Source organism: Nonomuraea sp. NPDC050394 (genome assembly GCF_044459065.1).
Classification (GTDB): Bacteria; Actinomycetota; Actinomycetes; order Streptosporangiales; family Streptosporangiaceae; genus Nonomuraea.
This window is the reverse complement of the sequence record NZ_JBITIO010000003.1, coordinates 751549-770556: the sequence shown is the minus strand read 5'-3', so window position 1 is coordinate 770556 and position 19008 is coordinate 751549. Positions and strand designations below refer to the sequence as shown.

Sequence of the window (19008 nt, the reverse complement as noted above, 5' to 3'; positions counted from 1 at the left end):
TTACGAAGAAAGGAAGGCCCATGAGGAAGGTAGCGGTAGCCGGCCTCGCGGCCGCCTTGGGAGTGACGCTCGCCGGATGCGGTGGATCCGATGGCGGATCCGACAGCGGCAAGAGCACGGTGACGATGTGGATGTACCCCGTCATCGACGACCAGGCCAAGAGCAAGGCGTTCTGGGACAAGGTCGAGAAGGACTTCGAAGCCAAGAACGCGGGCATCGACGTCAAGATCGAGCAGCAGCCCTGGGACGGCCGCCAGCAGAAGGTGACGGCGGCGCTGGCCTCCAAGAAGGGATTCGACCTGGTTCTGCTGGGCCCCGACCAGATCCCGCAGTACGTCAAGCAGGGCACCGTCGCCCCCATCGACGACGCGATCGCCGCCGACAAGGCGTCGTTCCGCCCCAACGCGCTGAGCGCGCTGAGCGTCGACGGCAAGCTCTACGGCGTCCCGATCTACCAGACGATCACAGCGCCGATCTGGAACAAGAAGCTGCTCACCGACGCGGGTGTCGCCGAAGTGCCCAAGACCTGGGACGACGTGCTGGCCGCCGCGCCGAAGCTGGCCGCCAGGAAGACGCCGATCCTGCTCTACCCCGGCGCCCCCGAGACGTCACTCAACCTCAGCTTCTACCCGATCCTGTGGGCCAACGGCGGTACCGTCTTCTCCGCCGACGGCAAGAAGGCGGCCTTCAACGGCCCCGAGGGCGTCAAGTCGCTGCAGTTCCTGCTCGACCTGCAGAAGGCCGGCGGCCTGCCGGGGAACGCGGCGACGCTGGCCAACGTGATCGAGGGCAGCCCGCTCGCCCAGGGCAAGGTCGCCATGTACCACGCCGCGGCCCCCATCGGCGCCACGCAGCTCGGCGCCGGAGTCGGCGAGGAGAACGTGGTCGTCGGCGGCCCGATCGAAGGCGCCAAGAAGGTGGCCTTCGGCATCCCCGGCGGCATCGTGCTGACGAAGGCGTCCAAGGTCGCCGACGCGGCCAAGAAGTTCGCCGCCTACCTGGGCTCGGCCGAGGTCGCGACCCAGCTCGCCACCGCGTCCGGCTACTTCACCGCCCGCACCGACGCCTCGCCGGCGAGCACGTCGCCGCTGGCCAAGGAGTTCGAGAAGTCGCTGGAGTTCGCCTTCCCCGGTGACACGCACCCGGCCGCCCGCCAGGTGATGACCGCGCTCGCGCCGGAGATCCAGTCGGCGCTGCAGGGCAAGAAGACCGCCCAGCAGGCGCTCGACGACGCCGCCAAGCTGGTCGACGACCAGCTCGCGGCCGCGGGCTGATGTACGCGGGGAGGCCGCCGCGCGGCCTCCCCACCCCTTCGCGAAAGGCGTGAACCTGTGCGACACCGGCTGCGCGACCCCATCACCGGGTTGTTGTTCGTCCTGCCGATGCTCGTGCTCTTCGTGATCTTCCGGTTCGTTCCCTCGCTGGGCGCGGCGGGCTTGAGCGTGACGGACTACCAGCTCGGCGGGAGCTGGAGCTTCGTCGGCGTGACCAACTACGCCCGGCTCTTCGACGATCCGATCTTCATGGGAGCGCTGCGCGTCACGATCGTCTACGTGGCGATCTACGTTCCGCTGACCCTGCTCGTCTCGCTCGGCACGGCGCTGCTGCTGAACTCCGTCATCTTCATGAAGGGGATCTTCCGGAGCGCGCTGTTCCTGCCCTACGTGACCAGCTTCGTCTTCGCCGGCGTCATCTGGCGGTGGATGTATGAGTTCGACGGCTTCATCAACGGCCTGCTCGCCAAGATCGATCTGGGTCCCGTCGGCTTCCTCGACGACACCTCGCTGGTCCTGCCCGCGCTGGCCACGGTCTCGGTGTGGAAGGGCTTCGGCTACTCGATGCTCATCCTGCTGGCCGGGCTGAAGTCGATCCCGTCCTCGTACCTGGAGGCCGCGCGCGTCGACGGCGCCAACGCCTGGCAGCGCTTCCGCAGCATCGTGCTGCCGCTGCTGCGCCCCGCCCTGTTCTTCGTGATCGTCATCGAGACGATCGGGGCGTTCCAGGCCTTCGACGTCATCTACGTGATGACCGGCGGCGGGCCGTCGCGGGCCAGCTACAACCTCATCTACGCGCTCTACGACCAGGGCTTCGGGAACTTCAACGTGGCGTACGCGGCCACGATCGGCATCGTGCTGTTCGTCCTGGTCTTCATCGTCTCGATGATCCAGCGCCGTCTGCTCGATCGGAGCAACACATGACGCTTACCGAGACCAAGCCGGTGACGGCGGCGCCCGCGCGGGCCGCCAAGCCCCGGCGCAGGGGTGGCCGGCAGTGGCCGTTCGCCCTCCTGCTCGGGCTCGTCGCCGTGCTCACCGTCAGCCCGTTCCTGCTGATGCTGGTGCTGGCGCTCAGCCCGAAGAACGAGCCGACCCTGCCGCACCAGTGGCCGGACGAGCTGACGCTGGACAACGTGGTCACGAACCTGACCTCCTCCGGCTTCCTCGGCTGGACGCTGAACTCCTTCATCTACGCCGCCGTCTCCGTGGTCATCATCCTGCTGACCGCCTCCATGGCCGGGTACGCCTTCGCCAAGAAGCGCTTCCCCGGCCGCGACGCGCTGATGTGGGCGTTCCTGGCGACGATGATGGTGCCCTTCCAGGCCACCCTGATCCCGTTGTTCATCCTGATCTCCGACCTGAACGGCGCGGACACCTTCTGGGGCCTGATCGTGCCCACGCTGGCCAACTCCCAGGCCGTGTTCCTCATGCGGCAGTTCATCCGCGACCTGCCCGACGAACTGTTCGAGGCCGCCAAGGTGGACGGCGCCCCGGAATGGCGCATCTACCTGCAGATCGTGGTGCCCCTCACCAAGCCGATCCTGGCCACGCTGGGCGTCTTCGTCTTCCTGTGGCACTGGAACGACTTCCTGTGGCCGCTCGTGGCGACCAGCAGCGAGGAGATGCGCACGCTCACCGTCGGCCTGTCCACGCTGCGCGGCGAGCAGTTCCCGCAGTCGATGGAGATGGCCGCCGCGGCGATCTCGGTGGTGCCCTGCCTGGCCGTCTTCTTCCTGCTGCAGCGCTACCTCGTCAACAGCATCGCGATGACCGGGTTGAAGTGATCCGTCCCTGACGCTCTAGGCTGGTGCGACATGAGCACGGCAATCGACCCACGCGCGGCCGACCTGCGCGAGCGCCTGCGCGGAACGCTGGTCGCCGCCGCGGCCACCCCCATGACCACCGCGGGCGAGGTCGACCTCGACCTGGTCTCCGCCTATCTCGCTGGCCTGGTCGCCGACGGGGCCGGCGGGCTGGCGGTGCTGGCCCACACGGGGCGCGGGCCGTACCTGAGCGAAGGGGTGCGCGCCGCCGTCGTCGAGCGCGCGGTCGCGCTCGGCGTGCCCGTCGTGGTCGGAGTCGGGAGCGCCGGGGGTACGGACGTCGTCGCGCAGGCCAGAGCGGCGGCGGAGGCGGGGGCCGCGGCGCTCATGCCGTTCCCGTCGCCCGGCGACCGCGTGGCGGAACACCGGGCCGTGTGGGAGGCGACCGGGGTGCCGCTGATCGCCTTCGACCTCTACAGCCTGCCCTGCCCGCCGGACGTGCTGCGCGCGCTCGTGGCGCTGCCGGGCGTGGCCGGGCTGAAGGCGGCGCTGCTGTCGGATGCCATGGCCTGCCAGCGCACGATCGCCATCACCCGCGAGGCCGGCCGCCTGGCCATCACCGGTGAGGACCGTATGTTCGGCCCGTCCCTGCTGTGGGGGGCCGAAGCCGCTCTGGTCGGCCTCGCGGCGGCGCACGTGAAGGTCACCGCCGACGTTCTGCGCGCCTACCAGGGCTCTGACCTGCGGGCCTTCGAGGACGCTTCGGCCCGCCTCGACCGCCTGGCCGAGGCCACGTTCACCGAGCCGATGGAGGGCTACGTCCAGCGCATGTTGTGGCTGGCGGCCGAGGAGGGCCGCATCCCGGCCACCCACGCCCACGACCTGTACGGCCCCGACCTGGGGTCGGAGCCGCTCAGCGTCAAGGACATCCTCACCGGTACGGCGAGATCGCCACGCTGACCAGGTCCCGGCCCTTGATGGCATACAGGGACCGGTGGTCGGGGGCGATGTTGAGCTTGGAGCCGCCGCCGAACCAGTCGCTCGCGAGGCCGGTGACGATCTTCTTGACGGTCCAGGCGCGCAGGTCGACGCGGTAGACGGTGTTCACGTCGCTGGTGTAGGCGGTGAACCCGGCGATGAGCAGGTCGCCGCCGCGCTCGCTGACCTTGAGCGTGCGGGTGATCTTCCGCTTCAGCAGGTGGTACTCGAACAGCACGCCCGTGTTGGTGATGCCGTAGACCGCCAGCGGGGTGTGGGCGAGGTCGGTGACGGCGGCGATGCCGGGCAGCGGTTCGAGCTGCCAGGTGACCTTGCGGGTGCGCAGGTCGAAGGCGGCCAGCTTCGCGGTGGGGGTGACGGGGGGCGAGCCGAGTCCTTCCTGGGTGCTGGTGCCGCAGTAGAGCGTGCCGAGGTAGGCGGTGACCGAGAAGACGGTCTGGCGGTCCACGACCGGGCGGTAGGTGTCGAGCCTGCCGGTCCTGGGGTCATAGATGTCGAGGGCGCCGTTCTGGTGGCCGGGCTCCGGCTGGGTCGGCATCGCGATCAGGCCGGTCAGGCGGTCGTAGGCCAGGTCCTTGGGGCGGTCCTGGTTGTGTCCGGTGCGGAACAGCAGCTTGGCCTCGGGCTGCCCGGCCCTGTGGGCGTACAGGGCGCCCTGGGTGTAGACGCCCAGGTACGTGGTGCCGCGTACCGTGATCATGGTTTTCGGTTCGCCGGGGATGGGCAGCCTGGTGACCTTGCCGGTGGCCAGGTCGTGCAGGTCGGCGCCGCTCTTGCCGCCGACGTAGACCGTTCTGCCGTCGGAGTGCACCGACATCGGCGCCTCGGCCGCGGCGCGGAAGCCCCGCTGTACGTGGCTGAGGTAGTCCATGGTGCCCGTGGCGGGGTCGTAGACGAAGACGCCGCTGTCCTGCAGGCCGTAGATCTTGCCCTTGTGCTCCAGGATGCGGACCGTCTGCGCCTCGGGGAACGGCACGCCGAGCACCTCGGACCTGCCGCCGGCGAGCTCGTAGCGGTAGACGGTCCCGGAGGGGCGGCCGGCGAAGTAGACCCAGCCGTCGAAGATGAGGACGGCGACGGTGTACTTCTCGCCGGGCGCCGACGCCTTGACGACCTTGTAGCTGGCCGGGTTCGCCTTCTCGATCACGACCAGCTCGGCCGTGGAGTTGAGGCCGCCCGCCAGGTGCGTGTCGCTGCCGGCCATGCTGGAGACCCAGTCGCGGTCGGCCAGTTCGGCGGGCAGCAGTTCGCGCTTGGCGCCGGTGCGGCGGTCGATGGCGATGAGGTGGGCGTTGGCGCCGACACCGGCGTAGACGTACTGGTCGTCGGCCTGGATGCTGCGCACGTACGCCTCGCCGGGCGCGGGCTGGCCCAGGTCGCGGCTGGTCCTGGTGGCCGGGTCGTACTCGACCACGCGGCCCGGCTCCGACATGCCCATGTAGATCTTGCCGTCGGGGGCGGCGGCCATGGTCCAGATGAAGTGGTCGGGGTACTCGGCGAGCTTGGTGGTGGTCCCGGTCAGGGTGTCGATCTTGTACAGGTCGGAGCGGGAGTGGGTGCCGACGTAGACGTCGGTGCCGGCCTTGCACATCGCCCAGACGCCGACGCCGGTGGGGATCTCGTGGTGGGCGGTGATCTTGTCCTGGGTGAGATCCCAGGCGCCGACCACGTTGGGCGACAGGCCGCGCGATCCCATGTAGAGCACGTCGCCCACGAACTCGCCGTTGCCCAGCGGGCTGGCCACACTGGCCGGGCCCAGGCCGGTGAGCGTGCCCTCCGCGGGGGCGGAAGCGGCCATCGCCGGTGCGGCGGGTAAGGCGAGGGCGGCCGTCGAGGCGGCTGCGGCCTGGAGGAAACGTCGGCGGGGGATCATGCGCTTGCTCCTTAGGTAACGGTCTGGGCCGTAATTTGCTCCGGCGAGGGTGCGGCCGGGGAGGCAGGGGGATGTCAGGCGGGCGGGGCCGGACCCGTGCGCGACGTCAGACGGGCAGGTCGAACAGGGCCGCGGCGTTGCGCCAGGCGACCTTCTCGGCGGTCTCCGGGTCGAGCCGCGCGGCGGCGACCGCGCCGAACGCGGAGGCCGGGTCGATGAGCGTGGAGTCGGTGCCGAACAGCAGCCGGTCGGGGTTCACCGCCGCGGCCACCTCGGCGATGCGCCGGGCGGGCGCGTGGGAGTAGCAGGGCTCCAGGTAGAGGCGGTCGCAGCCGCGCGCGGCCTCGATGGCGTGGCGGTGGCCGTCGGCGCCCATGTGTCCCGCGATGACCTTGAGTCCGGGGGTGTCCAGGCAGGTCGCGGCCAGGTCGAGGACGGTCGGGCCCCATGTGTGGACCAGCGCGGGCACGCCGTGCGCGGCGACCAGCGCGAGCGCCTCGCGGGTCTGCGGGGAGTCCGCGGGGGAGCGGGTGTAGTCGGTGTGGATCTTGACGCCCTTGAACCGGCCGGTGGGCAGGTACTCGCGCAGGTCCTTCTCCGCCTGGTCCAGGCGGCGCGGGTTGATCGTGACGTAGCCGTAGTGGCGGCCGGTCGTGGCCAGCCAGCCGGCCAGCGCGCGGTTGCCGGTCCCCGGGTCGTAGATGACCGCCTCGGTGGCCGACACGATCGAGCGGCCGATGCCGTAGCGGTCCATGGTGGCGTGGTTGAGCGCGGCCACGTCCATGGTGAAGAACCACGGGCCCCAGTGCGCGTGCACGTCGATGATCATCCGAGCAGCCTCCTCGCGTTGCCGCCGGCCACCGCGGCGATCTCCTCGGGCTTGAGCCCGCTGGTCGCCAGCCGCAGCAGCGGGACGACGGGCTCGTAGTGCGGGGTGCGCGAGCCGTACAGAAGCCGCTCGGCCGGTACGGTCTCCAGCGCGTCGGGGGAGTTGAGCAGCCGGGTCGAGGTGTGGAAGCCCGGCTCGTCGGCGGCGGCGACCAGGAAGTCGCCCAGGTGGTAGAAGTGCGTGTCCAGGAAGACCACGTTCGCGCCCAGCCCGGCGAACGGCTGCCAGAACCTGCGCACGTCCCCGCCGGTGAGCACGGTCAGCCCGAGTTCCGCCGCCTTGCGCGCCACGTGCCGCACCGAAGGGAACCCGGCCTCCACCCCCTGCTCGTCGGGGAACAGCCGGATCGCCCGCACGCCCAGCGGCACGAGGCGCTCGATCTCGCGCACCGCGCCGAGGGGGTCGCGCAGGTCGACGGTGCCGACCGGGACCGCGTCCGGCAGCGCCAGCACCTCGTCGTTGCCGGTGCGCATGTCGAACAACGCCGCCCGCAGCGACGCCACCGCCCCGGCCCTGATGCCGTGCCCGGTCAGCGTGCCCAGGACCGAGGCCGGGTCGCCGGGCGGGCCGTCGCGGTCGGCGTATGCTCCGACCAGCACGTCCACGTCAAGGGTCACCGTGAGTTCGCCGATCAGCTCGCGCGCGTCGAACGCCGTCACAACCGCCTCCATTGACTATTCGCGCTCAGAACATTACGGTCTGGGCCAAAATTGAGCAAGAAAAACGAGCAATCGATGCGTCCGCTCACCCCCACTCGCAGAAAGCCTCCCATGCGCGCATTTTCCGCGATCGCGGCGGCCGTGCTGGCCCTCGCTCTCGCCGCCCCCCTTCCCGCCCACGCCGCGCCGCCCGGCCAGAAGCCCGGGAGGTGTGACGGGACACGGGTCGAGACGTTCGGGCCGGCTTCGGTGACCGGGGCGATCGTCGGCGCCGCCGTACACGACGGTCACGCCTATGTCGTGACGCGCGGCCAGAAACCGCCGGTGCTCGCCGACGTCGACCTGAGCACCCGCAAGGTGGTCAGAAGCGTCACGCTCCCGGACGGCCCCGCGACCGGCGAGCCGGAAGGCGGCTGGGCCACGGCGATCTCCGGCGGAAAGGTGTATGTCGGGACGTATCCCGTGCCCGATCTGTATAGCTTCGACCCGGCCACCGGCGAGGTGAAGCACCTGCACTCCTTCGGGAAGAACGGCGGCTTCGTGTGGAGCCTGGCCGCCGCGCCCGACGGCAAGCTGTACGCCGGGACCTACCCCGACGGGCGCGTCTGGGAGTACGACCCGGCCACGGCCGCCGTCAGGAACTTCGGGGTCCTGGCCGCCGGGGAGCGATACGTCAGGGCGCTGGCCGCCGACGCCACCCACGTCTACGCGGGCCTGCTCGACAAGGGCAAGCTCATGGCCATCGACCGCCGGGACGGCACCGTCAGGCAACTCGCCCAGGGCACGACCGGCATCGGCGTCGTGGCCGAGCACGGCGACCGGGTGCTCGCGGTCAGCGGCTCGACGCTGATCGACGTGCGCAAGGACGGCTCCGACCCGCGTACGGCCGCCTCGCCCCCGCTCGACGCGCTCGTCTCCGCCCCGGACGGCACCGTCTACGGCACCTCCCGGCCCGACGGCGCCGTGCACCGCTACCGCACCGGCGACGCCGCCACCACCCGGGTGGCCGGCCCGCCATCGCAGGACGACGAGACCCGCCGCCTGGTCCTGACCGGCGCGGACACGCTGACCGGCTTCTCGGGCAGCGGCGGGATGTGGTGGCTGGACCTGCGTACCGGGAAGTCGGAGTTCGCCGACCTGATCGACGCGGGACTGCCCGCCGGGGCCGAGCGCGTCCAGAGCATGCTCCTCGTGCCGCACCGGGCCGTGTACGTCGGCGGCCACTTCTCCATGGAGGTACGCGACCTGCGTACCGGCGAGCAGCGTCGTTTCCGGGTCCCGGGCGAGCCCAAGGACATGGTGCGGCGCGGGAACAAGATCTACGCGGCCATCTACCCCAGCGGCCAGATCCTCGAGATCGACATCCGCACCGACAAGCTGCGCAGCCTCGGCTTCCTGGGGCATGACCAGGCGCGGCCGTGGGACATCGAGTACGACCCGGTCCGCGACAAGCTCCTCGTCGCCTCGGCCCCGCTCGGCGCCCGGCTGAACGGCGCGCTGTCGATCGTGGATCCGGACACGGGTGCTAAGGACGTCTATGCCGGGATCATGCCGGACCAGAGCCTCATGAGCCTGTCCCTGGATGCCGCGCGCGGCATCGTGTACCTGGGCGGCGACGTCCTGGGCGGCGGCGGCACCCCACCGACCCGGACCGCGGCCTCCATCGCCGCCTTCGACCTGAAAAAGCGCCAGATTCTCTGGCAGGTCGAGCCTGTCGCCAATTTCCGCACTTTTCAGGACATCAAGGTGCACCGTGGCCTGATCTACGGGGTCTACAAGCGCAACTCCGGCGCCTGGATCGCCCTCGACCTGGCCACCCGCACCGTCGAACACCAGGGCACCCTTTCCGGGTACGGCGAGCTGACCGTGCACCGGGGCCGTGTGTTCACCTCGGCCTTCTTCGGCGGGGGCAACGCGTACCTGCTGGGGTCAGAGGCCAAGCCGGTGGCGGCGGGGCTGGGCGACGACTGGTACACCAACCCGCAACTCCACTTCGAACCCGGTTCCTGGAAGGCCTGGGCCCTCGTCGGCCGCACCCTGGCCCGCCTCGACCTCGATCCCGCCTGCCCACCCCTGACCCCACCCACCCCCTAACCCACCCCGCTCCCCAACCTCGGGGCTCGCTCCACCACCCTTGGGCTCGCTCCGAGAGGCCGGAGGGGTCACGCTCCGAGGGGCCGGAGGGGTCACGCTCCGAGCCCGGGTGTCCCGCGCTGGGAGCGCTTCACCCACATGCGCCCCTCGGGGTGTCTCGCGGGCCGTTGCCCGCGCCTCCCTTGGCCAAGCGCTCTCCGGCTGTCCGTACGCTCCGCCGTTCCACCGGCACCCGAGGGCGCGGGGGCGAGGGTGGGGTGGTCTTGACCGGGCTTGCGGGGCGCAGCTAGTTTCGGTCTGTGCCGAAATACGTCACGGACGCCCACCGCCTGATCGGCCCCGTGCCGTTCGACGACCTGCCGGAGGACCCGCGCCCCGACATGTCCCGGCTGGGCATCCAGCGCGCCCACGTGACCCACACCCTCAGCCTCTACTCCGACGCCAGAGCGGGCAACGAAGCGCTCATGGAACTGAAGGACCCGGCCCTCCAGCCGGTCCCCGTCCTGGTGCCCGAGTCCTTCGAGCCGATCCCGGACTGGAGCGTGCCGATGGTCCGCCTGTGCCCGTCCAGGCACCGCTTCGAGCTCACCGGACCCAACACGCTCCGGTGGCTGCGCGCGATGGAGACCACGGTGGCCGTCGAGTTCGAGGAGACCTCCCCCGGCCAGCTCCTCGCCCTCGCCGGGCACCTGCCGCGGCAACGCATCCTGCTGCTCACCCCCGGCTACCGCCACCTGCGTACCATCGGCGAGCTCATGGCCGAGATCCCCAACCTGTGGCTGGAGATCGGCACCGTCAACACCCAGCGCGGCGTCGAGTGGCTGGCCGGACTGTACGGCCCCGAGCGCCTGGTCTTCGGCACCGGCGCCCCCGTCCTCGACGACTGCGGCCCGCGCTTCCTGCTGGACCACCTCGACCTGCCGGACGAGGACGTCGAGCTGATCGCGACGGGAGGCGGCCTACTGTGATCCTCGACGCGCACGGCCACCTCGGACCCTGGCCCGACTTCCTCATCCCTGACAAGACCGCCGAAGGCATGATCGAGCTGATGGACCGCCTCGGCATCGACGCGATCGGCATCAGCCACCTGCTCGGCGTCGGGCCGTCGGCCGAGGAGGGCAACCGGCTGGCGTTCGAGGCGGCCGGGCGGTTTCCTGGCCGCATCGGCGTCTGGCAGGTCTACAACCCGCACCAGCGCAACCGCCTCACCAGCGAAGGCGTCTGGGGCGTCAAGATCCACCCGGACGTGCACCAGTGCCGCCTCGACGACCGCCGCTACGACCCCGTCTGGGAGCTGGGCCTGCCCGTGCTCGCGCACGGCCAGACCGACTCGCCGTGGAGCGATCCGGCCCAGTTCACGACCGTCGCGCGGCGCCATCCGCACGTCCCGCTGCTGCTCGGTCACGCGGGCCTGTGGCCGTACGGCTTCACCCGCGCCGCCGAGCTCATCCACGGCCACCCGAACCTCTACCTGGAGATCTGCGGCTCCAAGATGACCGGCCGCTGGATCGCCAAGCTGGCCGACCTGGCCGGCGCCGACCGCGTCGTCTACGGCTCCGACTCCTGCTTCCTCGACCTGCGTGTCGGCTTCGGCCGCGTCGCCCTGGCCCCGGTCAGCGACGCCGACCGTGCCCTCATCCAGGGCGGCAACCTCGCGCGCGTGCTGAAAGGACGCCTCGCATGACCCTCGCCATCCACGGCGGCACCCCCGTCCGCACCACCCCGTGGCCCGCCTGGCCGCCGCCGCTCGACGACGCGCAGCGCAAGCTCGTCACCGACGTCCTCGACAGCGGCCGGTGGGGAGCCACCCAGGGCGGCTCCGCCTGCGCGGACCTGACCGCCGCGTTCGCCCGCCTCTCCGGCGTCCGGTACGGCGTCGCCGTCGGCAACGCCACCCTGGGCCTGTTCGCCGCGCTGCGCGGCCTGGGCGTCGGGCCGGGCGATGAGGTCATCGTGCCCGCGTACACGTTCGTCGCCTCGGCCACCTCGGTGCTGCTGGCGGGAGCCGTACCGGTGATCGTGGACGTGGACCCGGTGGACCTGCACCTGACGGCCGCCGCGGTCGAGGCCGCCGTCACCGCGCGCACGGCCGCGGTCATGCCGGTGCACCTGGCCGGCAGCCCGGCCGACATGGACGGCATCAACGCGGTAGCCGTACGCCATGGGCTGAAGGTCGTCGAGGACGCGGCGCAGGCGCACGGCGCGAGCTACAAGGGCCGTCCGATCGGCGGGCTCGGCGACGCCGGCGTCTACAGCTTCCAGGCCAGCAAGGCGATGACGGCGGGGGAGGGCGGGCTGATCGTCTGCCGCGACGAGGCCGACCATGAGGCGATCTGGTCGGTCTGCAACCTCGGGCGCAAACTCGGCGGCCAGTGGTACGGCCACCCGAACGTCGGCTGGAACCTGCGCCTGACCGAGATCCAGGCGGCGCTGCTGCTGCCCTGGCTGGACCGGCTGGAATCGGAGATCGCCCGGCGCAACGCGTTCGCCGCCGAGGTGGAGCGGGGGCTGGCCGCGACCGGGCTGCCGGTGAGCGTGGTGCCGCGGCCGCCGGGCACCACGCTCGACTCGCGTCACCTGCTGATGCTGCGCGTGCGCGTGCCGTTCGACCGGGCCTTCTTCCTGGAGGCCATGGCGGCGGAAGGGGTGCCGCTCGACGGCGGCTACCCGCCGCTCGGCACGATGGCCGCGCTCACCGAGGCCGGCGCGCGCCCCGAGCCGTGCCCCGCCACCGAGGCCGCCACGCGCGAGGTGGTCTGGATGCGCCAGTCGATGCTCATGGACGATCCCGCCCACGCCTCGCACCTCGTCGAGGCCCTCACGAAGGTGCTGCACGCATGATCTTATGGAAGGGAGCGCTCGCGGCCGTCCTCGTCGCGGTCACCGCGCTCACCCCGGCCCCCGCCCCCGCTCCGGAGAACCTCGGCGTCCCGCTCCAGGACGTGCTGCTGCTCGGCGGCGCCGTGGCCCCCGGGCCGGAGGGCAAGACGGTGATCTGGAGCGCCTCCTCCGGCAGCCCCGCCCACCTCAACGCCGTGGATCCGGCGACCGGGGCGCAGACCTCCAGGTTCGACCTGCCGGGCTCCGGCGGCGCGTGGGCCGTGGAGGCCACACCCGACGGCAGCGTGTACGCGGGCACGTACGGCGGCAGCAAGCTCTTCCGCTGGACGGCCCAAGGCGGCGTCCAGGATCTCGGCAACCCGCTGCGGGGCGAGACGTTCGTCTGGACACTGGCCGCGGGCGAGGGCGCGACCGTCTACGGCGGCACCTCGCCGGGCGGCAGGCTCTTCGCCTACAACCCCGCCACCGGCGTACGCGACTACGGCCGGCTGTCCGCGGCCCACGCCTACATCCGCAGCGTCTCCCACGCCGGCGGCAAGATCTACGCCGGCACCGAGGCACCCGCCAAGATCTTCGAGGTGGACGCGGCCGGCGGCGCGATCAAGGAACTGCCCGCCCCCGAGGACACCACCGGCAAGTGGGCCTACGACGTCGACGCCGCCGCCGGTTACCTCTACGTACGGCTCGGCGGCGCCAGTCCGGGCCCCCTGCACGTGTGGGACATCGCCGCGGGCAAGTGGACCGACCGGCTGGACGCCGCCCACGGCCTGGACGTCTCGCCACCGGACGACGAGGGACGGGTCTACTTTGTAAAGGGCGGCGAGCTCGTCCGCTACGACCCCAAGACCAAGACCACCACCCCCACCGGCCTGCCGGTCACCGGCCGCGTGGCCAACACCCGCGGCATCGGATGGGCCGAACTCGGCCTGCCCGACTACCCGGGCAAGAGCCTCGTCGGCCTGCTCTGGCGTGGCCTGATGTTCCGCTACAACCCGCAGACCGGCGCCAAGGCGTTCGTCCAGAGCGGCATCAAGGGTGAGCCGATCGACGTCACGGCGCTGTCCGAGGGCCCCGACGGCCGCATGTACGCCGGCGGCTTCCTCAACGGCGGCTTCGCCGGCATCGACCCCAAGTCCGGCAAGACCGAGGAGTTCCACACGTTCTCGCAGAGCGAGGACATGACCACACACCAGGGCAAGTTGTACATCGGCGCCTACCCCGAGGCCCGCGTCTACTCCTACGACCCGCGCCTGCCGTGGAACAGCACCGAGTACTCGCCCAGCCCGCAGCCCGGCCCCGACCCGAACCCCGCCCGCCTGTACGACGGGGCCGCCGACAAGCAGATCCGCCCGCGCGCCATGGTCTCGGCCGGCCGCTACCTCGCCGTCGGCACCATGCCCGACCTCGGTCATCTGGGCGGCGTCCTGTCCATCTGGGACCCGGAGGCGGGGCGCCTGAAGTCCTCGCAGCGCAACGTCGTCAAGGACCAGTCGATCGTCGCGCTCGCCTACCGCGACGGCATCGTCTACGGCGGCACCTCCATCTACAGCGGCCAGTCCGCCACCCCGCCGACACAGCTGGAGGCCAAGCTGTTCGCCTGGTCGGTGCGCGAGAACCGGCTCCTGTGGGAGATCGTCCCCGCCCCCGGCAAGCCCGCCATCCCCGCCCTCACCTTCGACGCCGCCGGTCGGTTGTGGGGGATCGCGGGCGGGGAGGTGTTCGCGGTGAACACCTGGGCCCGCGAGGTCGTCAAGCGCGTGGTGCTGTCGTCGAGCAAGAGCGCGAGCGGACAGCTGGCCTTCAACCGCCGCGACCTTCAGTTGTACGGCGCGCATGCCGGTCAGTCGGTGTTCCGCCTGAACCCGTGGACCGGCCGCCACACCGTGCTGCGCTCGGGGCCGGTCCACCAGCTGGCGGTCCACCGCTCGGGCGACGTCTACTTCGCCGAAGGCCCCACTCTCTACCGCCTCCACCCCTGACCCACTCCGGAACCCGGCCACCCCCGACTCGGCCACCCCTGTCCGGATCCACTCGATCCGGTCCGCTCGGCTCGGGTAACCCCGGCCCCGCACCCGAAAGGGCGCGGGGCTGCTTGGCGGTACGGAGCGTCCGCCCGGTGACCGGGTCCATCTCGAAGACCGCGTCCGGCGTGAGTCCCCACAGCCGCCCGGCGTCGTCGATGGTGATCGACCTGAGCGCCAGGTCGCCCTCCACCGGCGCCGTCACCCACGTCAGCGCGTCGGCTGCGACGTCGTAGGCGAACACCTTGGCCGCGGTGTCCTGCGGGGTGCTGATGCCGCCGAAGGCCGAGGTGGCGCCGTAGACGACGACGTCGCGGTAGGCGAGGCGATGCTCTGGCCGACGTTCGGCCGCGATGCCGAGTTCGGTGACCTTGCCGGTGGCGGGTTCGAAGCGGAAGAGGCGGCCCATGGCGCCGGCGGTGGCGTGGTAGCTGCCGACGTAGACGGAGTGGTCGGGGGCGACGGTCACCGCCCAGGAGACGAGGGCGAGGGGAGCGGAGGGCTCCATGGCACTTTATTAACGGTCTTGACCGTAATTAGAGGAAGGGCCTTCTGGCAACATGGCGGGCATGAGCGGACCGGTGCGGATCATCGCGGTGCGGCACGGCCAGAGCGAGGCCAACCTGGCCTACGAACGGGCGCGCGAGCGTCCCCTCGTCTACGAGCGCGGCGACCACGAGGTCACCCTGACCGATCTCGGCAGGCGGCAGGCGGCCGCGGTGGGGCGCGTGCTGGCGGCCTTGCCGCAGGCGGAGGCGCCGGAGGTGGTGTGGTGCTCGCCGTACCTGCGGGCGCGCGACACCTGGGCGCACGCGCAGCGGGCGTGGGGCGTCGAGACGACACTGCCCCTCACCGTGGACAGGCGCCTGCGCGACCGTGAGATGGGCGCCCTGGCGCCGTTCAACCGCGCGGCCGTCGCCGAGCGCTTCCCCGAGGAGGCCGCCCGCTTCCTGTCCGAGGGCGAGTACGCCTTCCGTCCGCCGGGCGGCGAGTCCTTCGGCGACGTCGTGGTACGGCTGCGCGCCTTCGTCGGCGACCTGCGCGCGAGCGCCCGCGGCCGGCGGGTCCTCATCGTGGCCCACGACGCTGTCGTGCTGCTGCTGCGCCACGTCCTGGCCGACAAGCCCGACGCCGAACTGCCCGCCGTGCACCGCTACGCCCCGATCCGCAACGCGTCGGTCTCCACCTGGCACGTGGTGGACGGGCGGATGGAGGTGCTGTCGTTCAACGACGTGACGCACCTGGCCTGAGACCGGGCCGCCCCGCCACTGCGGGTGGCGGGGCGGCCGGAGCGGGCGGCCGTGCCACGCGACGGCACGACGGCCCGGCGCACCGCCCTGCCAGCAAGGCGGCGATCCTCCTCCGGGATGGATGTCCCCGACGGTAGGGGAGGCCGCTTTCGATTCGCTTTTCCGGCCCCGTCCCGACCGGGTGCCCGGGAAGGCGTGACCCCGGCCCCGGGCGCGGCCTCTGACCGTCCCCGGCATCGCTACCGTTGGGTTCATGCCCAAGACACCCGACAGTTCCCGCCGTAGCGAGCACTCGCGCCAGGCGATCCTCGCGGCCACCCGCGCCCTGATCTCCGAGGTGGGCTACGAGAAGGTCGCCATCGAGGCCATCGCCGCGCGGGCGGGCGTCGGCAAGCAGACGATCTACCGGTGGTGGCCGTCGAAGGGTGCCGTGATCTTCGATTCGATCCTGGCACTCAGCGAGGACGCCGGAGGGCAGGACATGGCTCTGCCCGACACCGGAGACCTGGAGGCGGACCTGAAGCGGGTGATGCGCGCGACCGTCGCCGAGTTCGCCGACCCGGATTTCGAGAAGCCGATCCGGGCGCTGACCGCCGAGGTGATCAACGACGCCGGGCTGGCCGCGCAGTACCGGGACAAGCTCGCCCGGCCCGTGGACGAGGCCAAGAAGGCCCGGCTGCGCGGCGCGCAGCGGGCCGGGCAGCTCGCCGCGGACGCCGACCTCGACCTGGTGCTCGAAGTGCTCTACGCGCCGCTGTTCCAGCGGTGGCTGCAGCGTTCGGGCCCGCTCACGCCCGAGTACGCCGACGCGCTGGTCGAGGCCACGCTCAGGGCGTTTCGGCCCGGGTGAATTCGGCGATCCAGTTGGTCTCCCAGGTCTGCTCGCCGTCCACCGAGAAGGCCTGCTCCCACCGGCAGTGGTCGGCGTCGATCCTGATCCAGAGGAAGCGGCAGCGCACCGGCGTGCCCTCGTGCTCGTCGTCGCAGAAGAACTCGCCCCGGTCGCCGTCGAAGCGGCCCACCACGGGCGGCAGGCCGAGCACGGGGTCGGCGCCGCTGACCCAGTAGATCGACCAGAGGTCGGTGGCGGGGTCGTGCAGGCGCAGGGTCAGACCCGAGGTCCCCTTGGTGGGGAAGGTGACCTCGTCACAGCTGGCCAGGCCGGACAGGTGCCGCGTGGCCCGCGTGTACCCGGGGAACTCCTCCCAGTCGTCGCTGCCCGCCAGCCGCTTGGTCAGCTTGCGCTGGTGCGAGGTCCAGGTGCCCTCGAAGAAGTCGAAGTTGTTCATGGGCAGAAGCTAGGAGCGCGTCACTGACATCTCCTGTCAGTGCCTGAATCCTTTTGTGGGGTTCCTGCCTCTTATGTGTGTCCCGGCGATCCTGCCGGGACCTGATCCGGAGGTTTCGCATCGTGACCATCGCCATCATCGCCGTCGCCGCCGTGCTCGTCTGCACCTGTACGGTCGTCGTGCTGCGCCGCAGGAGCCGTGACCGTGGCTGACACGACCTGGCCCGACGAGCGTCTCATCGCGGCCGCGCAAAGGGGCGACGTCGACTCCATCGCCGCGCTGGTCTCGCGCTCGCAGTCGCACGTACGGCGCTTCGCCCACGCGCTGTGCACCACTCCGGAGGACGCCGAGGACGCGGCGCAGGAGGCGCTGATCATCCTGTATCGCAAGATCGGGGTGCTGCGGGCCTCGGCGGCGCTGGCGTCGTGGATGTTCCGCATCGTCCGCAACGAGTGCCTGCGCCGGGCACGGACGCTGACCGGGTACCACCTCCCGATCCTCGACGGCGCCGAGCGGTCGGCCGAGGAGGAGGTGCTGCTGCGCCTGGAGGCCGGGATCGTGGCGGAGGCGATCGCCGAGCTGCCCGCCGACCAGCGCAGCGTACTGATCATGCGCGACGTCCAGGGCCACAGCGGGCGGGCGGTGGCCGCCGCGCTCGGCCTCAGCACCCCGGCCATGAAGTCCCGGCTGCACCGCGCCCGCACCACGGTCCGCGCCACGCTGCTGAGCTCGGTGGGGGGCGACCGTGGCTGACGGACGTGATTTCGCCAGCGGGTCGCTGCCCCGGCACCTGGTGCGCGGCGTGATCGGCTTCGGCGCGCTGGCCGCCGCGGTCGCGTTGCTCCCGGTGACCGGGCCGGTCAGCCTGCTCCTGGCGCCGCTCGGCCTGCTCGCGCTGCGCGGGTGCCCGACGTGCTGGGCGATCGGGCTGGTGCAGACGATCTCCAGGGGACGGCTGCGGCGCAACTGCGTGGACGGGCGGTGCGAGCTGACTAGCTCCAGAACCCCGTCGTGAACGCCGCCTGGAGTGCCGCGTGGGCGGCGTCGTCGTACGGCGTCATGCTGAGGCTGAGCTGGCGGGCGCCGTCGGCGCTGTGGAAGGACAGGGTGGTGTAGCCGAGGATGGCGCCGCGGTGACCGTAGGCGGTGCCGCAGGGGGTGCCGGCGATCTCCAGGCCGAGGCCGTAGGCGCCGCCGATGCCCGGGGTCTTCATCAGCGTGAGCTCGGCGGGTGGCAGCAGGCCGCCGGTGAGCAGGGCGTGGAAGAAGGTGTTGAGGTCGGCGGTGGAGGACATCATGCCGCCCGCGGCGCCGGCGGCGGTGGGGTCGAGGCGGGTCACGTCGCGGGGCCTGCCGCCGGTCATGAGGTAGCCGCGGGCGTGCGGGCCGTTGATCGCGGTCGAGGAGGTGGGGGTGCGGGTGGCCGTCAGTTTCAGCGGCTTGATGATCCGGTCGGTGATCTCCCTGGTGTACGGCCGGCCGCTCACCTCCTCGATCACCATGCCGAGCAGGAGGTAGCCGGTGCCGGAGGGGGCGTACCGGGTGCCGGGGTCGGACAGGACGGCCAGGTTGACGAGGTCGCGCGCCCGCCGGGGGCGTGTGGGGGCGGTGTGGTCGGGCAGGCCGCTGGTGTGGCCGAGCAGGTGCCGGATGGTGACGTCCGGCGCCGCGTTCCGCAGGTGGAGGCCGAGCGGGTCGTCCAGCCCGAGCCGGCCCTCGGCCACGAGTTGCAGCACGACCGTGGCGGTGAACGTCTCGGTGACGCCGCCGATGCGGAAGCGGCCGTTGACGGGGGCGCGGCGCGGGCGGCCGAGCTCGATCACGCCCGAGGCCAGCCTGGTGGTGCGGCCGTCCCGTCTGAGCTCCGCGATCACCGCGCCCGCCCCTGCCGCCACGATCCTGTCCAGTTCCGGCTGCAGCGGGGCGGTGGTCACGCGCACGATGGGCCCTTCCGAGGGGGGACGACCCTTCGACACTGGCAGCCGGAAGATTGCCGCGCCTCCCGCCTGAAGCCGAGTCCGCGCCTCCACCGCTGGTCGGAGCGGCACCGACC

Annotated in this window: 19 protein-coding genes; 14 read left to right on the top strand and 5 right to left on the bottom strand. The window is 71.6% G+C overall.

The annotated features are described in order from the left end of the window. Positions 1-20 precede the first annotated feature (20 nt). From ACIBKY_RS16570 to ACIBKY_RS16555, 4 genes are read left to right on the top strand one after another with little or no spacing between them, the layout of a single operon-like run. Positions 21-1274, top strand: a complete 1254-nt coding sequence (locus ACIBKY_RS16570) for an ABC transporter substrate-binding protein (protein WP_397097506.1) — start codon at positions 21-23, stop codon at positions 1272-1274. 57 nt (positions 1275-1331) lie between these two features. Beyond that, positions 1332-2198 carry a carbohydrate ABC transporter permease gene (locus tag ACIBKY_RS16565; protein WP_397097505.1) on the top strand — a complete coding sequence of 289 codons (867 nt, stop codon included), beginning with the start codon at positions 1332-1334 and terminating at the stop codon, positions 2196-2198. Further along, on the top strand, positions 2195-3061 hold the full coding sequence (locus ACIBKY_RS16560; protein WP_397097504.1) for a carbohydrate ABC transporter permease: 867 nt from the start codon (positions 2195-2197) through the stop codon (positions 3059-3061). Before ACIBKY_RS16565 ends, ACIBKY_RS16560 begins: the two co-directional genes overlap by 4 nt. Before the next feature lie 30 nt (positions 3062-3091). Next, positions 3092-4000, top strand: coding sequence for a dihydrodipicolinate synthase family protein (locus ACIBKY_RS16555; RefSeq protein WP_397097503.1), 909 nt, complete (start codon positions 3092-3094; stop codon positions 3998-4000). On the opposite strand, the gene ACIBKY_RS16550 is transcribed toward ACIBKY_RS16555, so the two are convergent. The 3 genes from ACIBKY_RS16550 to ACIBKY_RS16540 all read right to left on the bottom strand — a co-directional run bounded on the left by ACIBKY_RS16550 (position 3972) and on the right by ACIBKY_RS16540 (position 7460). Beyond that, positions 3972-5912 carry a hypothetical protein gene (locus ACIBKY_RS16550; protein ID WP_397097502.1) on the bottom strand — a complete coding sequence of 647 codons (1941 nt, stop codon included), beginning with the start codon at positions 5910-5912 and terminating at the stop codon, positions 3972-3974. The genes ACIBKY_RS16555 and ACIBKY_RS16550 overlap by 29 nt on opposite strands. Positions 5913-6018: 106 nt before the next feature. Next, positions 6019-6741, bottom strand: coding sequence for an amidohydrolase family protein (locus ACIBKY_RS16545; protein WP_397097501.1), 723 nt, complete (start codon positions 6739-6741; stop codon positions 6019-6021). Continuing rightward, the gene (locus ACIBKY_RS16540) at positions 6738-7460 is read right to left on the bottom strand and encodes an amidohydrolase family protein (protein ID WP_397097500.1); all 723 of its coding nucleotides are present in this window, start codon (positions 7458-7460) and stop codon (positions 6738-6740) included. The genes ACIBKY_RS16545 and ACIBKY_RS16540 overlap by 4 nt, the downstream gene beginning before the upstream one ends. 111 nt (positions 7461-7571) lie before the next feature. On the opposite strand from ACIBKY_RS16540, the gene ACIBKY_RS16535 reads away from it, so the two are divergent. The 8 genes from ACIBKY_RS16535 (at position 7572) to ACIBKY_RS16500 (ending at position 16516) form a co-directional block, all read left to right on the top strand. Then, on the top strand, positions 7572-9554 hold the full coding sequence (locus ACIBKY_RS16535; RefSeq protein WP_397097499.1) for a PQQ-binding-like beta-propeller repeat protein: 1983 nt from the start codon (positions 7572-7574) through the stop codon (positions 9552-9554). Positions 9555-9853: 299 nt separating this feature from the next. After that, positions 9854-10522: an amidohydrolase family protein gene (locus ACIBKY_RS16530; protein WP_397097498.1), complete on the top strand. Its 669-nt coding sequence runs from the start codon at positions 9854-9856 to the stop codon at positions 10520-10522. Beyond that, positions 10519-11238: an amidohydrolase family protein gene (locus ACIBKY_RS16525; RefSeq protein ID WP_397097497.1), complete on the top strand. Its 720-nt coding sequence runs from the start codon at positions 10519-10521 to the stop codon at positions 11236-11238. The genes ACIBKY_RS16530 and ACIBKY_RS16525 overlap by 4 nt, the downstream gene beginning before the upstream one ends. Then, positions 11235-12395 carry a DegT/DnrJ/EryC1/StrS family aminotransferase gene (locus tag ACIBKY_RS16520; protein WP_397097496.1) on the top strand — a complete coding sequence of 387 codons (1161 nt, stop codon included), beginning with the start codon at positions 11235-11237 and terminating at the stop codon, positions 12393-12395. Before ACIBKY_RS16525 ends, ACIBKY_RS16520 begins: the two co-directional genes overlap by 4 nt. Beyond that, positions 12392-14374 (top strand): hypothetical protein, encoded by a 1983-nt coding sequence (locus ACIBKY_RS16515; RefSeq protein WP_397097495.1) that lies wholly within the window; start codon positions 12392-12394, stop codon positions 14372-14374. Before ACIBKY_RS16520 ends, ACIBKY_RS16515 begins: the two co-directional genes overlap by 4 nt. A gap of 137 nt (positions 14375-14511) precedes the next feature. After that, positions 14512-14652: a hypothetical protein gene (locus ACIBKY_RS16510; protein ID WP_397097494.1), complete on the top strand. Its 141-nt coding sequence runs from the start codon at positions 14512-14514 to the stop codon at positions 14650-14652. 333 nt (positions 14653-14985) lie between these two features. Next, positions 14986-15666: a histidine phosphatase family protein gene (locus ACIBKY_RS16505; RefSeq protein ID WP_397097493.1), complete on the top strand. Its 681-nt coding sequence runs from the start codon at positions 14986-14988 to the stop codon at positions 15664-15666. Between the two features lie 253 nt (positions 15667-15919). After that, on the top strand, positions 15920-16516 hold the full coding sequence (locus ACIBKY_RS16500) for a TetR/AcrR family transcriptional regulator (RefSeq protein WP_397097492.1): 597 nt from the start codon (positions 15920-15922) through the stop codon (positions 16514-16516). Here the strand turns inward: ACIBKY_RS16500 and ACIBKY_RS16495 are convergent. Continuing rightward, positions 16494-16955 (bottom strand): hypothetical protein, encoded by a 462-nt coding sequence (locus ACIBKY_RS16495; RefSeq protein WP_397097491.1) that lies wholly within the window; start codon positions 16953-16955, stop codon positions 16494-16496. The genes ACIBKY_RS16500 and ACIBKY_RS16495 overlap by 23 nt on opposite strands. Before the next feature lie 204 nt (positions 16956-17159). Between ACIBKY_RS16495 and ACIBKY_RS16490 the strand changes: the two genes are divergently transcribed. Together ACIBKY_RS16490 and ACIBKY_RS16485 are read left to right on the top strand one after the other, a co-directional pair. Next, positions 17160-17708, top strand: coding sequence for an RNA polymerase sigma factor (locus tag ACIBKY_RS16490; protein WP_397097490.1), 549 nt, complete (start codon positions 17160-17162; stop codon positions 17706-17708). Beyond that, positions 17701-17970, top strand: a complete 270-nt coding sequence (locus ACIBKY_RS16485) for a hypothetical protein (protein ID WP_397097489.1) — start codon at positions 17701-17703, stop codon at positions 17968-17970. The genes ACIBKY_RS16490 and ACIBKY_RS16485 overlap by 8 nt, the downstream gene beginning before the upstream one ends. Here ACIBKY_RS16485 and ACIBKY_RS16480 read toward each other — a convergent pair. Continuing rightward, complete coding sequence (locus ACIBKY_RS16480) at positions 17948-18895, bottom strand: serine hydrolase domain-containing protein (RefSeq protein WP_397097488.1); 948 nt, start codon at positions 18893-18895, stop codon at positions 17948-17950. The genes ACIBKY_RS16485 and ACIBKY_RS16480 overlap by 23 nt on opposite strands. Positions 18896-19008 lie beyond the last annotated feature (113 nt).

Bases quoted from the DNA above. Each gene is read 5' to 3' on its own strand.
- ACIBKY_RS16570 (WP_397097506.1), top strand. From the start codon at position 21: ATGAGGAAGGTAGCGGTAGCCGGCCTCGCGGCCGCCTTGGGAGTGACG.
- ACIBKY_RS16560 (WP_397097504.1), top strand. From the start codon at position 2,195: ATGACGCTTACCGAGACCAAGCCGGTGACGGCGGCGCCCGCGCGGGCC.
- ACIBKY_RS16555 (WP_397097503.1), top strand. From the start codon at position 3,092: ATGAGCACGGCAATCGACCCACGCGCGGCCGACCTGCGCGAGCGCCTG.
- ACIBKY_RS16550 (WP_397097502.1), bottom strand. From the start codon at position 5,912: ATGATCCCCCGCCGACGTTTCCTCCAGGCCGCAGCCGCCTCGACGGCC.
- ACIBKY_RS16545 (WP_397097501.1), bottom strand. From the start codon at position 6,741: ATGATCATCGACGTGCACGCGCACTGGGGCCCGTGGTTCTTCACCATG.
- ACIBKY_RS16535 (WP_397097499.1), top strand. From the start codon at position 7,572: ATGCGCGCATTTTCCGCGATCGCGGCGGCCGTGCTGGCCCTCGCTCTC.
- ACIBKY_RS16520 (WP_397097496.1), top strand. From the start codon at position 11,235: ATGACCCTCGCCATCCACGGCGGCACCCCCGTCCGCACCACCCCGTGG.
- ACIBKY_RS16515 (WP_397097495.1), top strand. From the start codon at position 12,392: ATGATCTTATGGAAGGGAGCGCTCGCGGCCGTCCTCGTCGCGGTCACC.
- ACIBKY_RS16505 (WP_397097493.1), top strand. From the start codon at position 14,986: ATGAGCGGACCGGTGCGGATCATCGCGGTGCGGCACGGCCAGAGCGAG.
- ACIBKY_RS16500 (WP_397097492.1), top strand. From the start codon at position 15,920: ATGCCCAAGACACCCGACAGTTCCCGCCGTAGCGAGCACTCGCGCCAG.
- ACIBKY_RS16495 (WP_397097491.1), bottom strand. From the start codon at position 16,955: ATGAACAACTTCGACTTCTTCGAGGGCACCTGGACCTCGCACCAGCGC.